Here is a 14893-nt window from a genome sequence, read left to right on the forward strand (position 1 = left end):
AGTCGACGAAGCCGTCGACCTTGTCCTTGTGTGCCACGGCGAAGTCGAAGGCCAGTTCCGGATGACGACGGGAGACGCCCGAGATCAGTGCGGCACTGTTGGTTTCACCGGCCTCACCCGTCAGGGACAGGTCGAGTGCACGCTTGGCCAGCGCCTCGTCTTCGGTCTGTGCGAGCAAGGCGTACAGGCGGTCTTTAACCAGCGGGGACTTCTCGGCCTTGGCGGCTTCATGCATCTTGTCCCACGTCGCCGCATCGGCGTGCGCGGCGACGGCCGCAAGGATCACCTTGCGCAGCTCGGCCGGCATCTGGTTGCTCTCGTAGCGATGACGCGCTTCGGCGATGACCTTGGCATCGCCCAGGTTGCTCAGGGACGAGATGAGGGACGAGCGCAGGATCGCGATCGGCGCCTCTTCACCCGGCTTCGCCTCCCAACCCACCTGCGCGAACTTCGGTGCCAGACGTGCGATGGCGTACTTGCGCAGCACGGCCTGGCGCTTGGCATCGCCCTGGTAATACGCGTCGAGCGCGGTGAAGTCGCTGGCGATGCTGTCCCACAGCTGCGGCGGTGCATCCAGCGGCGCGACCTTGATCAGGTCGAGCACATCGGAGGCCGGCTCGAGGCCGCCCATGCCGAGCGCCCAGACGTCGGCGAATACGCCGAGCTGGTCGATCGGCTCGAGCTTGGCGAACGTACCGGTCAGCGCCTTGACCTGCGCCGGCTGGTACAGCGTGCGGAAGTAGCCGGTCTGGCCGGCATTGACGACGACCGGTGCGCAACCGGCCACCGTGAGCGTACCCGTGCCATTCTCGAGCAGCGTCGTGGACGCGGCGCCACCGACGGTCTTCGCGATCACCGGCACGTGCCAGGCAAGCGCCTTCTTGTCGGGACGATCGCGGGTGAACTCGCCCTGCGACAGCTTCAGCGTGGTCGAACCGTTGGTGCAGGTCACCGAGTCCACGCGCACCAGCGGAATACCGGGCTGCAACGTGAAGTCGTGCGCGATGGTGCTCACCGGCTTGCCGGCGGCTGCATCGATTTCCTTCCAGAGGTCGTTCGACACCGTGTTCGAATAGGCGTGCGCCTTGATGTACGCCTGCACGCCCTTCTGCCATGCATCGGGGCCGACATAGGCTTCGAGCATGCGGATAACGGATTCGCCCTTCGAGTACGTGATCTCGTCGAAAGCCTGGCTGGCCTGCTCCACCGTGTCGATCTTCTGCACCACCGGGTGGGTGGTCGCGACGGCGTCGCGCGTCATCGCCTGTTCGCGAATCGACACGGCCTCGAGATTGGTGTGCCACTCCGGGTGCAGGCGCTCGGTGGTGCGCGATGCCAGCCACGAGGCGAAGCCTTCGTTGAGCCAGAGATCGTCCCACCAGCGCATGGTCACCAGGTCACCGAACCACTGGTGCGCCATTTCATGCGCCGCGGTGTTGAACACTTCCTGCTTGTCGGCCTGGGTGGAGATCGACGGATCGAGCAGCAGCGCGTATTCGAAGGTGTAGATCGCACCCCAGTTTTCCATCGCCGCGAAGAACTGGCTCTGGCCTGGCGAGGCGATGTTGTCGAGCTTGGGCAGCGGGTACGGCACACCGAAATACGCGTTGTATTCCTTCAGCACGTCCCTGCCCGAGTCGAGCGTGAACTTCGCCTGCGAGGTGAGGCCCTTCTGCGTGATCACGCCGATCTCGACGCCATCGGACATCGTCGTGGCGCGATCGAATTCGCCCACGCCGAAGAACAACAGGTAGGTCGACATCTTCGGCGTCTGCGCGAAGGTCACCTTCTTCAGCCCATTGCCGAGATCCTTGCTGGAGGCGACCGGCATGTTGTTCACCGCCATGTCGGCAGCCGGGACGGTCGCGTCGACGGTGAAGGTGGCCTTGTACGCCGGCTCGTCCCACGACGGGATGAAGCGGCGGGCGTCGGAGTTCTCGAACTGGGTGTAGAGCGCGCGCTTCTTGCCGTCGCTCTTGGTGTCGTAGTCGATTGCGAACAGGCCGTTGGCCTGCGTGCCGATCTTGCCCGTGTAATCCATGGCCAGGCGATAGCTGCCTGCCGGAATCGCATGGTCGAAGGTGAAGGTCACCGTCTGCGCTTCAGCGTCGATGGCCACCTTCGGCGCGGCGAACTTCGCCTTGCCCGTGGTCGGCATCAGGGTAACGTTGGCGAAGGTCATGTCCTCCGCGTTCAAGGTGATCGACGGGGTCGAGTCGAGCACGTCCACGGCGATCGTGACCTTGCCATCGAAGACCAGCTTGTCGGCGTGCGGCACGACCGAGACGTCGTAGTGTGTCGGGCGAACGCCGCGCGGAAGCTGGGTGGTTGCGAGCTGTTCGCTGGCATCGGCGGCCGGGGCGGCGAAGGCCGCGGTGGTCAGGCCGGCGAGCGCGAAGGCAATCGCGGTGACGAGAGGTGTACGCATGACGGGGATCCCTGGGGGTGCGTCGCCCTGCCGGCAGCTCCGGCGGAGTCGATTACCCTGATGCTGGGACACCCGGCGGGGCCGGAGAAGCGCCGGAAGTCATGGCCGCAATAAATTGCGACCTCTACCAGAAGCGCCACCAGGTGCGCTTTTCCAGGCGGCGCATGGCCTTCAGGTGGCCGCGTTTGGCCGCCTTGCGGTACCAGGCACGGGCGATGGCGGCGTTGCGGGGCACTCCCTCGCCGCGCTCGTGCAGGAGGCCTAGCTCGAACTGGGCGTCCGCGTGGTCGCCACCGGCGGCGGCGCGGTACAGGCGCACCACCTCACCGAGGTTGCGGGGCACGCCGCGGCCGTTATCGATCATCTGGGCCAGGGCGTACTGGGCCGGGACGTGACCGCGGTCCGCGGCCAGGGCCAGCCAGCGCACGGCCTCGGGCTCGTTACGCGCCACGCCATCGCCCGAGGCGAGGCGCTGGCCGAGAAGGAACTGGGCCGACGCATCCTGCGGGCCGATCTGGCTGAGGCGCTCGGTGCCGTCGGGCACGGCATTCACCTCGGCGTCCAGCTCGACCATGCGCTGCCTCGCTTCACTATCGCCCTGCTCGGCCGCGCGACCCAGCCACAGCCTGGCCTGCTCGCGGTCGCCGGGCAGATCGCTGGCCTCGAGGTACATCTTGCCCAGGGTGAACTGGGCGATGCTGTTGCCCAGCTCGGCGGCGCGACGGAAGTGATGCGCTCCCATGGCGGTATCGCGTGCCACGCCGACGCCGTCCACATACATGCGGCCGAGGCTGCAGAGCGCGTCGCCGAAACCACGCGATTCGGGCTGTCCGCGTTCCACGGCCTTGCTGTAGAAAGCGAACGCAAGCTCGGCATCGCGCGGCACACCGCGACCGAAATAGTGCGACACACCCAGGTTCACGCAAGCCTGCACGTGGCCCTGGTCAGCGGCCAGGCCCCACCAGTGCAGGGCCTGCACGCGGTCCGCATTGACGCCATGGCCGCGGGCGTAAAGGGTGCCCAGGGCACATTGCGCCTCGGCAAAGCCGGCCTCCGCGGCACGGCGGAACCAGCCGGCCGCCTCGAACGGGTCGCGTGGCACACCCGTGCCCTCGGCGTAATGCGTGGCGAGCCGATACTGGCTTTCCAGGTGGCCCTGCTCGGCTGCGCGACGAAACCAATGGACGGAGCGCGAGCGGTCCTGGGTGATGTGCTCACCCTCGTAATACATGGTGGCCACGCGGAACTGCGCCTGCGCGTCGCCGAGCTGGGCGTCCCTTTCCAGCGATCCGAATCGCTGCAAGGCATCCATTTCCGCGGCGAACCGACGGTCGCCCAACAGCGTACCTGCCTTCGCTTCCGACATCCCGTTCCCCTGAACACGCCTGCCGATCGTGGCCGCATCATAGGGGGATAAGCGACGGGAAGATATCGGCTTTTTGGGCAGGCCCCTAATCGAACATCGCGTGGACACTGGCCAGCAAGCCGTCGATCTCGAAGGGCTTGGTGATCATGTCCATGCCGGTGCCGAGAAAGCGCGAGCGCTGCATGGCGTTTTCGGTGTAGCCGGTCATGAACAGAACCGGCAAGGTCGGTCGCCAAGCCCGCGCCACCTCGGCCAGGTCGCGACCGTTCATGCCAGGCATGCCGACGTCCGTGAGCAGGAGATCCAGACCCTCGTCGCCGCGCAGCACACGTAGCGCATGCTCGATATCGCCCGTGGCGATGCATTCGTAGCCGGCACGGATCAGGATTTCCTCGGTCATCATGCGCAGGGAGTCGGTGTCCTCGACGACGAGGATCCGCTCACCGCGACCGCCGCCGATCGGCAAGGCGCGTTGCATCAGCGGCACCACCTCGCCCTGGCCCACGGGCAGAAGCAGCGAGACATCGGTGCCCTTGCCCACGGTGCTGACGATACGTGCCTGGCCGCCCGACTGACGGGCGAAGCCGTAGATCATCGACAACCCCAGGCCCGTGCCCTGACCCAGCGGCTTGGTAGTGAAGAACGGTTCGAACACCTTGTCGAGGATCTCCGGCGGGATTCCCCCGCCATTGTCCGAGACGGTCAGCATGATGTAATCGCCATCGGCCAACTCCGGATCTCTTTCGATCCGCACCTGGTCCGTGGTCACCCGGATCACGCCCTGGCCGTCCGTCGCATCGCGTGCGTTGATCACCAGGTTGATCACCGCGTTTTCCAACTGGTTGGCATCCACGTTGGCAATCGCCGCCGACGCATCAAGGTCGAGCGCCAGCGAGATGTGTTCGCCGATCGTCCGGCGCAGCATGTCTTCCAGCGAACGCACGCGATCGTTCACGTCGGTCGCCTGCGCGTCCAGCGGCTGCTGGCGGGCGAAGGCAAGCAGGCGATGGGTGAGAGCCGACGCACGTCGCGCGGAACCCAGCGCCGCATCGGCGAAGCGCTGCACACCCTGCGTCTTGCCGGCCTCGACCGAACGGTTGATCAGGTCGATACCCGTGATGATGCTGGTGAGCAGATTGTTGAAGTCGTGGGCGATGCCGCCGGTGAGCTTGCCCAGCGCGTCCATCTTCTGCGCCTGCAACAGCTGGGATTCACTGCGCTCGCGCTCGGCGATCTCGATCGCCAGCTGGGTCGTCGCCGTGTCGATCTGCTCCAGCTGCGTGCGCTCGCGCAGGCGCTGTTCGGTCACATCGTCGATGAAGACGAGGCCGGCGTCGTCGCGATACGGCGTGACGCGCCACTCCGTCTCGCGCGTGCCCAGCGCACTATGCATGGACAAGTCGCCGCGCCAGCGTTGCCGCGTGGCGAGGGTCTGGCGCATTTCCTCGAGCAAGGCGTCCTGCCCGGGAATGAAGCATCCATCCAGCGAATCGTCGCAACCCGCCTCACCGGCCAGTCGGCGGAAAGCGTCATTGGCCTCGATCACCGCGAGCCGGCTATCGACGACGCCGATCGGCGCGGCGATGTTGATGAAGATCTCGCGGAAACGCGCCTCGGATTCACGCAGCGCGTCTTCGGTTTCGCGCACACGAAGCAGGGTGCGAATGGTCGCCAGCAACACATCCGGATCGACGGGATGGATCAGGTAGGCATCCGCACCATTGTCCAGCCCCGTGATCATGTCGCCGGTTTCGATCGAGGCCGCCGACACGTGGATCACCGGCAACAACTGCGTTTCCGGATCGTCGCGCAACTTGCGCACGATGTCGAAGCCGCTCATGTCCGGCAGATTCACATCGAGGATGAGGCCGGCGAAGTCGTTCGCCGCGATCATCGCCAGGCCTTCAGACCCGGTACCCGCCTCGAGCACGGTATAGCCGTGACGCTCCACGGTGCGACGCATCGCGTAGCGCGTCGCGGCGTTGTCGTCGACGATAAGCAGTCGGTTATTCGGCGGCATCGGCCGTATCCTCCGCCAGCTTCAGCGGCAAGACCACATGAAAGACCGAACCCACGCCGGCTGCGCTCTCCAGACCCACCTCACCACCGAGCAAATGGGCGAACTGCCGGCACAGCGACAGGCCCAGGCCCGTGCCACGCAGGCGTTTCTGCAGCGGCGAATCGATCTGGGCAAAATCTTCGAACAGCACGTTCTGCAACTCTTCCGGGATGCCGATGCCGGTATCGCTCACCGCGAAGCGCACGCGATCGGTACCTTCCATCTGCGCCGTGACGCGCACTTCGCCGCGCGGCGTGAACTTCAGCGCGTTGGAAATGAAGTTGCGCAGGATCTGGGCGAGCTTCTTGTCGTCGGTGTAGAGCTTGGGCATGCCCTCCGGCGCCTCGAAGATCAGGTCCGCCTCGGTCGTGTCCACGATCGGACGGAACATGCCGCGCAGAGCCGAGAACAGGTCCATCAGCTCGAACCAGGCCGGCGAGATCGTGATCCGGCCGGCCTCGATCTTGGCCAGGTCGAGCAGGTCGTCGACCATGTCGCTGAGGTCACGCGCGGCGGTGCTGACGAAGGCCAGCTGCTTATGCTGCTCGGTGGTCAGCGGACCGTCGAGCTCGTCGTCGAGCAGGCGCGTCATGCTCAGGATGGAACCCAGCGGCGTACGGAACTCGTGGCTCATGTACGACAGGAACCGGCTCTTCAGCTCGGAGGCCTGACGCAGCTGCTCGGCCTGGTTGTCCAACTCGGCATACAGCGCGAGCACGCCCTGGTTGGTCTCGTCCAGTTCGGCGCGCAGCGCGTCGTTCTCGGCGCGAAGTTTTTCGCTGTCGTCGGCGCCATTCATGCGGAAGTCTCCAATCGAATCGCAAGCACGGTCGCATCGTCGCGGCCACGAGAGAAGTCCCGGTGTAGCAGGGCGGTCACCACCGCCGGGTGGCGTGTCACCAGTCCGGGGTAATCGAGCAGGTTCCAGCGCGACTGCAGGCCGTCGCTGTGCAGGATCAGCAAACGGCCGTGCACCGGCGAGAACTCGAAAGGCCGACTGCGCCGGGCCTGCACGCCCACGATACCGGGGTGCGAGGCAAGGCCGCGCGACCCGTCGACGGTCTGCAGGCTGCCGGCGATATTACCGATGCCGGCATAGCGCAGCGTATCGGAAGTGCGATCGTAGCGGGCGATGGCGACCGCTCCGCCCCGCGTGCCGCGCATCGCGGCATCCATGTAGCCGATGCCATCGAGCGGGTCGGCCCGCGCGTCGGCCAGCCAGGCGTCGGTGCCCGCGGTCGCGGCGTCATGCGCCTGCGGACCGTGGCCGAGGCCATCCACCATCATCGCCGCGACGACCTCGTCGCCCAGGCTCATCGCCCAGCCGTCGCCACTCACCGCCTCGCTGTGCAAGGGATGATGGCTCGCGCCGAAAGACACATCCGCGCGTGCGAAGCCCTTCGGATACATGCGTGCCAGCACGACGGAGCCGCGATGGTCGGCATACATGTCGAGCACATCGGCCACACGCTTCACCGCGCCGAGCCCTTCGCCGCGCGTGCCGCCGGTGGAGTAGCCGTCCGGCAGGCAGTCGCTGAGATTGAAACCGGGGCCCCGGTCGACGGCAATGACCTCGACGCCGCCTGTCGCGACGCCGGGAACGAGGGCGATGTGGATCTCGCCGGTACGCGCATGCTTGAGTATGTTGGTCGCCAGCTCCGTGGCGATCAACGCCACGCGAGCCGCATCCGTCTCGTCGAAGCCGGCGCGTGCAGCTTCCTTCAGCGCCACGCGGCGCGCGTGTCCGATCTGGCTGGTATCTTCCAGCGGAAGCACCAGGGTCGGTGCCCCGGCAAACGTCAGGTCCATTTGCAGATCATCACCCGGGTACCTTCCCCGGGCGCACTCTCCACCGAAAAGTCGTCGACGAGACGCTTCGCGCCGGTAAGGCCAAGGCCGAGGCCACTACCCGATGTCCAGCCGTCGGTCATCGCCAGCTTCATATCGGCGATACCCGGCCCCTGGTCGCGAAACGTGAGGCGCAGGCCCTTGCGGCGCTCGTCCTCGAGGATTTCCCAATCCATGTCGCCACCGCGGCCGTAGACCACGGTGTTGCGCGCCAGCTCGCTGGCCGCCGTGACCAGCTTGGTCTGGTCGACCAGGCGCAGGCCGGCTTCCACCGCGAGCTTGCGGGCGGTCTGTCGCGCCATCACCACGTCCTGTTCGATGCGAACCGCCTGGCTGCCGCTCTTGAGGACGTTCATTCGGATTGCACACGCTCGCGCAGCAGGTTCATGCCACGCTCCACGTTCAGTGCGGTAATCACGCCGGGAAGGGTCAGGCCCAGCTCCACCAGGGTGATCGCCACCGCCGGCTGCATGCCGACCAGCACGGTTTCGGCATCCATGATCTTGGACAAGCCGGAAATCGTGCCGATCATGCGGCCGATGAAGGAGTCCACCATGTCCAGCGCGGAGATGTCGATGAGAACGCCGCGTGCGGAGGTCTTGCTGATCCGCTCGGAGAGGTCGTCCTGCAGCGTGATGGCGAGCTCGTCGTGCATGTCCACCTGGATGGTGACCAGCAGGAAGTCGCCCATGCGCAAGATGGGTATGCGTTCCACGTCAGCTCGCCTTGGTGACGGTGAGACCCGAGCGCTTCAGTGCCAATGCCAGGGCATCGGCCAGGTTGGCCTTGGTCACGATGCCCTGCAGGTCCAGGCCCAGGTGCACGATGGTCTGCGCGATCTGCGGACGAACACCGCTGATGATCGCATCGGCGCCCATGAGGCGGATCGCCGTGACTGTCTTCAGCAGGTGCTGCGCGACGAGCGTGTCCACCGTGGGCACGCCGGTGATATCGATGATGGCGATTTCCGAACCGGTTTCCACGATGCGCTGGAGCAGGGACTCCATCACCACCTGGGTACGCTGCGAATCCAGCGTGCCGATCATCGGCAGCGCGAGCACACCGTCCCACAGCTTCACCACCGGTGTCGACAGCTCGAGCAGTTCTTCCTGCTGGCGGGCGATCACTTCTTCGCGGGACTTCTGGAACGCGCGCACGGTGTACATGCCGAGCGTGTCGAGCAGTTCGGTGACCGCCCAGAGCTGCGCGGCGAGTTCGCCCGCATCGCTCGCATACTGCGCCTGCAGGAGTTCAAACAGGGGGCGCTTCAGCGAGAAGATGAAACTGGCCGTCGTCTGCGAATCGAAGCCCTGCAGCGCGCGGCTGCGTGACAGGCCATCGAGGAAGCCACGCACGTCGGCCCAGTCGCTGCCGGTGATATTGGCGGTGTCACCACCGTTCGCGCTGGCAAGGAGCAGGCGGAGGAACTCCCGCGTCTGTGCCTCGAACTCGGCCTGTTTGATCCGGGAATCACGAGACGCACCGCTTGCATCCAGGTTGGCCTGCCAGCTGGCCAGGAGGTGGCCTTCGTTCTTGCGGGTCGCATCGATGGTCTGCTGGCTCAGTGTGCTCATGGTCATCCCCTTAAAAGCACTATGATGCGGCTCAGCCGGGGCCAAGGGAATAGCGCGCGGCCCCCCAGGTGCGTTGACGCGAGGTTCACACCGAACCCGCTATCTGCGTCGCCGATATCCTCATCGCCTAGCCCATGAAGTGCCTTCCATGACCACTGAAACTCCCCTCATCGTCCTGCTGGTCGAGGACGACCCGTCCATCCGCGAGATCTCCGCGATGATCCTCGAGGAAGCCGGCATAACGGTGCACACCGTCTCCAGCGGAGACGAAGCGGAAAAGTGGCTCGAAACCGGCAAGGCCGATGTGCTGTTCACCGACGTGCGCATGCCGGGCAAGATTTCCGGCCAGGACCTCGCCACCCGCCACGCCAACATGCACGTCCTGGTGACCTCGGGTGAAGCGAAGGAGCAGCACGATTGGCTGCAGGCGTCGATGGCATACCTGGCCAAGCCGTACGACCGGAAGTCGCTGCTGGCGGCGGTCACGGGCGTCGCGGCCTGAACGGTATCGCTGACTGATCGAAGAGCTTCGCCGATAAATCGGCTCCCACAGGTAGGAGCCGATTCATCGGCGATGGGTGCTCGCGAAAACCTCGCCTACTTGCCCCTCGCCGCCCGAACACTCTCCACCCCGGCCTTGGCCTTGGCATCGTTCGGCGCGATCTTCAGGCAGTTCTGGTAGGCCTTGTCCGCCTCGTCATACCGCTTCAACTGCAGCAGATCGAACCCCTGCCCGCCGTACGCGCGGCAAAGGAAATCGTTCTTCTCGGGATCCTTCCACGTGTCCATCAGGTCGATATTCCTGATCGCCGCGCGATACAGCTTGAACGAGTCGTCATAGCGGTTTTCCCGCTGGGCGACGAAAGCAAGCTCACCGAGAAACTGCGAATCCTTCGGCGATAGCTGCAGCGCCTTGTTCAATTCGACCTCGGCCTCCGCATAGCGACCGAGGTCGCTGTAACCGTAGCCGCGTGCCCAATAGGCCATCGCCCAAGAGGGGCCGATGTTGACGATGCGCTTGCCGTGGCCCGGGTGCTTCTTGTCACCCGCTTCCAGGGACGCGTAGTCCGCCCGCAGCGCGGGCCCGCGCGGCGAATAGACCTGGTCCGGGCTGTTCGCATACTGCTTCTCCAGGCGCGTAACGACGTCCGCCAGCGGGCCATCGATCGCCTCCTGTATCTTCCCGGCGTGGATCATGCTGATGCCGTCGGCGACTTCCTTGTCGTCACTGCTCTGCTTCATGACTTTTTCCGACTGCGGCGTCTCTCTCGGCGGCAGCGCTGCCGCACATGCCGCCAGCGACATCACCACGCACGCGGTCGCGGCGCTTCTCCATACCCTGACCATCGCAGGCACCCTCATTTTCGATGGGGCGAAGCTTGGGAAACCCACCTGTCGAGAAGCTTTCAGCAAGAAATCGCGACTCATCCGCGGTCGACGATGCGGTTGATCTTGCCGTTGTGAAACCCGAATTCCGACGTGCCCTGCATCTCGATGATGCTGCCCGCGCCCGGACCGTCCGGAATGTCCTCGGCGATCTCGCCGTGGAAGTCGATCGTCGCAATCACGACCGTGCCTTCCTCATGCATCTTCAACAGCTTCTGGTGGCGCGAGGCGAACAAAGCCGCACCCACGCGCGCCAGCTTCTCCAGCTCGGCCTTGCCGTTCGTCGCCACGCTCAGCTCGTCGCCGGTGTGGTGCTCGAAGCGCACGTCGTCCGTGACCAGGGCCAGCATGCGCTCGATGTCGAAGTGGTTGTACGCGTCGATATAGGCATCGATGAGGGCGTGGCGTGCGGCGTCGATCATGATCGCGGGTCCCTGGGTAGTGATGAGGCGTGGCGTTCGCGGAAAAAGTCGATGAACACGCGCAGCTTGCGCGGCACGTGTACACGGCTGGGATAGTACAGATGGAAGGCGCCGAAGGTGGGCCAGAAATCTTCCAGCACGGGCTGCAGGCGTCCGCTGTCGAGATCCGCCCGCACCAGCGCCTCGAAATGGCAGCCGATACCGATACCCTGCCGCGCACCTTCGATCAGCAGGTCGGCATCGTTGCTGATCATCGACGGGGTAGCCTCGACCTCGATCAGGCGGCCGTCCTGCGCGAAGTCCCAGAGCATCAGGCTGCGCTCCTCGTCCAGGCGGACGCAGGCACACCGGTGTGCCAGCAGGTCGGCGGGCGTACGCGGTTCGCCGTGACGCTGCAGATACGCGGGAGCGGCGAACGTCGCGAGCCGGTGCGAGCCGCCGATGGGCACCGCGACGACATCGTTGGCCAGGCTTTCGCCCAACCGGAAGCCCGCGTCGAAACCGCCGGCCACGAGGTCCTTGAAGCGGTTGTCGCAATGCAGTTCGACAACCACGTCCGGGTACATCGCCATGAAGTCGCCGAGATGGGGCATGACCACCAGGTCCGCCACGACGCGCGAAAGATTGATGCGCAGCACGCCGGCCGGCGCCTCGCGGGACTCGTCCACGGCATCGACCGCCCGGGCGATGGCGGCGAGCCCCGTCTGCGCCTCGGCCAGGAAACGACGACCGATCTCGGTCACGCCCACCCGGCGCGTCGTGCGATCGAGCAGCCGCACGCCCAGGCGACTCTCCAGCGAGCGAACGGCCTGGGATAGCGCCGAGGGCGAGATACCCATTTCGCGCGCCGCCCGGGTAAAGCTCTCGTGGTGCGCGACGCGGGCGAAGGCGGAGATCGCGGGTAACAGCTCGGGTGGCATCGCGGCCCTCCATTATGAAGCAATGCTTCAAAGCCTATCCCCTGATCACCGGTTTATCCAGAGGCAATCACGCGACTATCGTCAGCGCATCCCTCCACGGAGACATCCCATGAGCAAGCGCCTCAACGACTACGTCACCCTCGGCCGCTCCGGCCTGCGCGTCAGCCCTGTTTCGTTGGGCACGATGACCTTCGGCGAGGAATGGGGCTGGGGTGCCGGCGAAGCCGAATCCCGGAGCATGCTCGACAGCTACATGGAGCGCGGCGGCAACTTCATCGACACCGCCAACTTCTACACCGGCGGCACCTCGGAGACCCTGCTCGGTCGGTTCCTCGCCGGCCGTCGCGACCACGCCGTGATCGCGACCAAGTACTCACTGACGACGGACCCCACGAACACCAATGCCTCCGGCAATCACCGGCGCAACATGGTCCGCGCGGTGGAAGACAGCCTGCGCCGCCTCGATACCGACTACATCGATCTCTATTACCTGCATGTGTGGGATGGCCTTGTGCCGGTCGAAGAGATCATGCGCGCCTTCGACGATCTCGTCCGCAGCGGCAAGATCGTCTACGCCGGCATCTCCGACACGCCCGCCTGGCAGATTGCCCGCATGCAGACGCTGGCCGACCTTCGCGGCTGGGCGCCCCTCGTCGCGCTGCAGATCGAGCACAGCCTGATCGAGCGCACGGTGGAACACGACCTCCTGCCGATGGCGCAGGAATTCGGCCTCGGCGTACTTGCATGGTCGCCGCTGGGCAGTGGCGTGCTTTCGGGCAAGTACAGCCGCGCCGATGTCGAAAAGCACAAGGGCGGCGACATGTTCACCGGCGGTCGCGCCGCCGTCGCATCCGGCATGGGGTCGCTGAGCGAACACAACCTCGATATCGTCGACGCGCTCAAGGCGGTCGCCGAAGATGTCGGCCACACGCCCGCACAAACGGCCATCGCGTGGCTACTGGCCAAGCAGGCACCGTCGATCATCCCGATCCTCGGCGCACGGACCGCCGCGCAATTCGAGGAAAACCTCGCCGCACTCGAGGTCACCTTTACCGACGAGCAGATCCGCACCATCGATGCCGCCAGCGCGATCAGCCCGATCTTCCCGCACTCCTTCCTCCCCCGCGTCCACGACACCGTCCGCGGCGGCGCCAGCGTAACCAAGCTCTGGTAGGAGCCGATTCATCGGCGATGCTTTGCGTCCGCGTGTCCGCGACGACCGTCCGCGGACATGCCCTGAGTGCAGCCATCCCCCTTTCTCCGGTGCATGCCCTTTGGCCCGCCGCTTGCAGAGACGCTCCCGATCACAAGGAGCGGCGATGGCAGGCATATCGAGAAGGGTCAGGTTTTTCATCGTGGCGGCGGGCGTTCTCTCGGCGAGCGGCATCACGCCACTCGTCCATGCGACCGAACCACCACCGATCCACTACGACATCGGACTGGGCCTGAAGCAGGGGGACCTCGACGCCATCACCGTGCGAGCCACGCTGCGCAGCGGTGATGACGGCATCGTCGATTTCACCCCGCCCGACCAGCATCCTGTCGACGTCTACGTCGAGAGCGGCACCCTCGACACGTCCACGCCGGACCGCTGGCGTGTGACCACCTCGCCGCATGCCGAGGTGGTCCTCGCGTGGCGTACCGCCCGGCCACAGCCACTCGACTGGAGCAAGTGGGACTTCTTTCATCCCCACATGCTCGGAGGGCCCGGCGCGATGTTCGCGTTCGGTGGTGCCTTGCTCGCACGCCCGAAAGGCCCGACGACGCGACCAGCCTCGTCGACGGTAACGCTGCCCGAGGGCTGGCACACCGTCGGTGCCTCCGAAAGCCCGATCAAGACGGTCGACGACATCTGGCTCACGTCGTATCTGGTCGCCCGCCATCTCACCGTGACCACCCGCCGCATCGGGACGGCAACCACGCTGCAGGTAGGAGCCTTGGGTGGACAGCCGCGGGATGCCGAGAAAATCGCCGACCTGATCGCGTCGACACTGCTTCTGGTCGACCGGAACGTCACCTTGCCGAGTCTCCTCACGGTTAACGTCCTCAACTTCGACGAGGGAACAGGCTACGGCTCCACGGCGACCGGCACGTCAGCAACACTGCTGATAACACCCGGTGTGCCCTCTCCGCCGTGGTCGTTCGAAGTGATCAGGCAATTCGCCTCCACCGGCACCGCGCAAGGCGGCACGGCCAACGCATGGTTCACCCAGGGCTTCGCGGGCTACCGCGTCGCCAGCGCCCTCCGCACCGAAGGCAAGCTCGATCGCGTCGATTTCGCCCGGCACGTGAACGACATCCTCGGCAAGTACGGCGGCTCGCCCTTCCGGCGAACCTCGAATGCCGGTCTCGTTGAAGAGGCCCCACGCGTCTACGAGGCTCGGCAGTTACCGGGGGCGCGGGGCGAACTGTTTGCGTGGTTGATCGACGCGCGTCTCCGGGAGGCCACCCAGGGCCGGAAGCAACTGGCGGATGCGCTCAACCGGATGGACATCCAAACCCCGGACCCCGGTCCAGCCCTGATCGCCGCAGTGGCTGCCGTTGGCGGCGGCGACATCACGCCGCTCTACCAGCGCTACATCGTGGACGGCGAGCTGCTGCAGCTTCCCACCGATACGCTCGGCCCGTGCTACAGCATCGGCACCGTCGCTTACGACTATGGCTGGCAGGAGCAACACGCCTTCGCCAAGCCGCCAACGCTCTGCGTAGGAGCCGATTCATCGGCGACAGGAAATGTAGGAGCCGATTCATCGGCGACAGGAAATGTGGGAGCCGATTCATCGGCGAAAAGCCAACGAAGCGGCGATGAGGCAGCCCCAAATCGCCGATAAATCGGTTCCTACAGAAGCAGCCGTTCCTGGGTCGCCTTGCCGGATCGCGGTCACCCCCG

At 65.6% G+C, this 14893-nt stretch carries 14 protein-coding genes; 3 read left to right on the top strand and 11 right to left on the bottom strand.

Annotation, left to right across the window (positions count from 1 at the left end; all coding sequences use genetic code 11):
* From AC1DYM_RS18510 to AC1DYM_RS18545, 8 genes are all read right to left on the bottom strand, one after another.
* Positions 1–2428: M1 family metallopeptidase (locus tag AC1DYM_RS18510; protein WP_477340809.1), on the bottom strand; the 2428-nt coding region annotated here is incomplete at its 3' end.
* 124 nt (positions 2429–2552) lie between these two features.
* Complete coding sequence (locus tag AC1DYM_RS18515; RefSeq protein ID WP_477340811.1) at positions 2553–3794, bottom strand: tetratricopeptide repeat protein; 1242 nt, start codon at positions 3792–3794, stop codon at positions 2553–2555.
* A gap of 85 nt (positions 3795–3879) precedes the next feature.
* The gene (locus AC1DYM_RS18520; protein WP_477340813.1) at positions 3880–5814 is read right to left on the bottom strand and encodes a response regulator; all 1935 of its coding nucleotides are present in this window, start codon (positions 5812–5814) and stop codon (positions 3880–3882) included.
* On the bottom strand, positions 5801–6652 hold the full coding sequence (locus AC1DYM_RS18525; RefSeq protein ID WP_477340815.1) for a sensor histidine kinase: 852 nt from the start codon (positions 6650–6652) through the stop codon (positions 5801–5803). The genes AC1DYM_RS18520 and AC1DYM_RS18525 overlap by 14 nt, the downstream gene beginning before the upstream one ends.
* Positions 6649–7662, bottom strand: coding sequence for an ATP-binding protein (locus AC1DYM_RS18530; RefSeq protein WP_477340817.1), 1014 nt, complete (start codon positions 7660–7662; stop codon positions 6649–6651). Before AC1DYM_RS18530 ends, AC1DYM_RS18525 begins: the two co-directional genes overlap by 4 nt.
* Positions 7653–8057, bottom strand: coding sequence for an anti-sigma regulatory factor (locus tag AC1DYM_RS18535; RefSeq protein WP_477340819.1), 405 nt, complete (start codon positions 8055–8057; stop codon positions 7653–7655). Before AC1DYM_RS18535 ends, AC1DYM_RS18530 begins: the two co-directional genes overlap by 10 nt.
* Positions 8054–8416: an STAS domain-containing protein gene (locus tag AC1DYM_RS18540; protein ID WP_477340821.1), complete on the bottom strand. Its 363-nt coding sequence runs from the start codon at positions 8414–8416 to the stop codon at positions 8054–8056. Before AC1DYM_RS18540 ends, AC1DYM_RS18535 begins: the two co-directional genes overlap by 4 nt.
* 1 nt (position 8417) lies before the next feature.
* On the bottom strand, positions 8418–9275 hold the full coding sequence (locus AC1DYM_RS18545) for an STAS domain-containing protein (RefSeq protein ID WP_477340823.1): 858 nt from the start codon (positions 9273–9275) through the stop codon (positions 8418–8420).
* A gap of 148 nt (positions 9276–9423) precedes the next feature.
* On the opposite strand from AC1DYM_RS18545, the gene AC1DYM_RS18550 reads away from it, so the two are divergent.
* Entirely contained in the window at positions 9424–9777 is a 354-nt protein-coding gene (locus tag AC1DYM_RS18550; RefSeq protein WP_477340825.1) for a response regulator, read from the top strand.
* A 95-nt stretch (positions 9778–9872) separates the two neighbouring features.
* Here the strand turns inward: AC1DYM_RS18550 and AC1DYM_RS18555 are convergent, their stop codons facing one another.
* The 3 genes from AC1DYM_RS18555 to AC1DYM_RS18565 all read right to left on the bottom strand — a co-directional run bounded on the left by AC1DYM_RS18555 (position 9873) and on the right by AC1DYM_RS18565 (position 12003).
* Positions 9873–10517, bottom strand: coding sequence for a tetratricopeptide repeat protein (locus AC1DYM_RS18555; RefSeq protein ID WP_477340827.1), 645 nt, complete (start codon positions 10515–10517; stop codon positions 9873–9875).
* Positions 10518–10699: 182 nt separating this feature from the next.
* The gene (locus AC1DYM_RS18560; RefSeq protein WP_477340829.1) at positions 10700–11083 is read right to left on the bottom strand and encodes a nuclear transport factor 2 family protein; all 384 of its coding nucleotides are present in this window, start codon (positions 11081–11083) and stop codon (positions 10700–10702) included.
* Positions 11080–12003, bottom strand: coding sequence for a LysR family transcriptional regulator (locus AC1DYM_RS18565; protein ID WP_477340831.1), 924 nt, complete (start codon positions 12001–12003; stop codon positions 11080–11082). Before AC1DYM_RS18565 ends, AC1DYM_RS18560 begins: the two co-directional genes overlap by 4 nt.
* A gap of 109 nt (positions 12004–12112) precedes the next feature.
* On the opposite strand from AC1DYM_RS18565, the gene AC1DYM_RS18570 reads away from it, so the two are divergent.
* Entirely contained in the window at positions 12113–13177 is a 1065-nt protein-coding gene (locus AC1DYM_RS18570) for an aldo/keto reductase (RefSeq protein WP_477340833.1), read from the top strand.
* A 145-nt stretch (positions 13178–13322) separates the two neighbouring features.
* Entirely contained in the window at positions 13323–14834 is a 1512-nt protein-coding gene (locus tag AC1DYM_RS18575) for a hypothetical protein (protein WP_477340835.1), read from the top strand.
* The last annotated feature ends 59 nt before the right edge of the window (positions 14835–14893 follow it).

The sequence above is a fragment of the Luteibacter sp. P1_D3 genome (assembly GCF_056406135.1).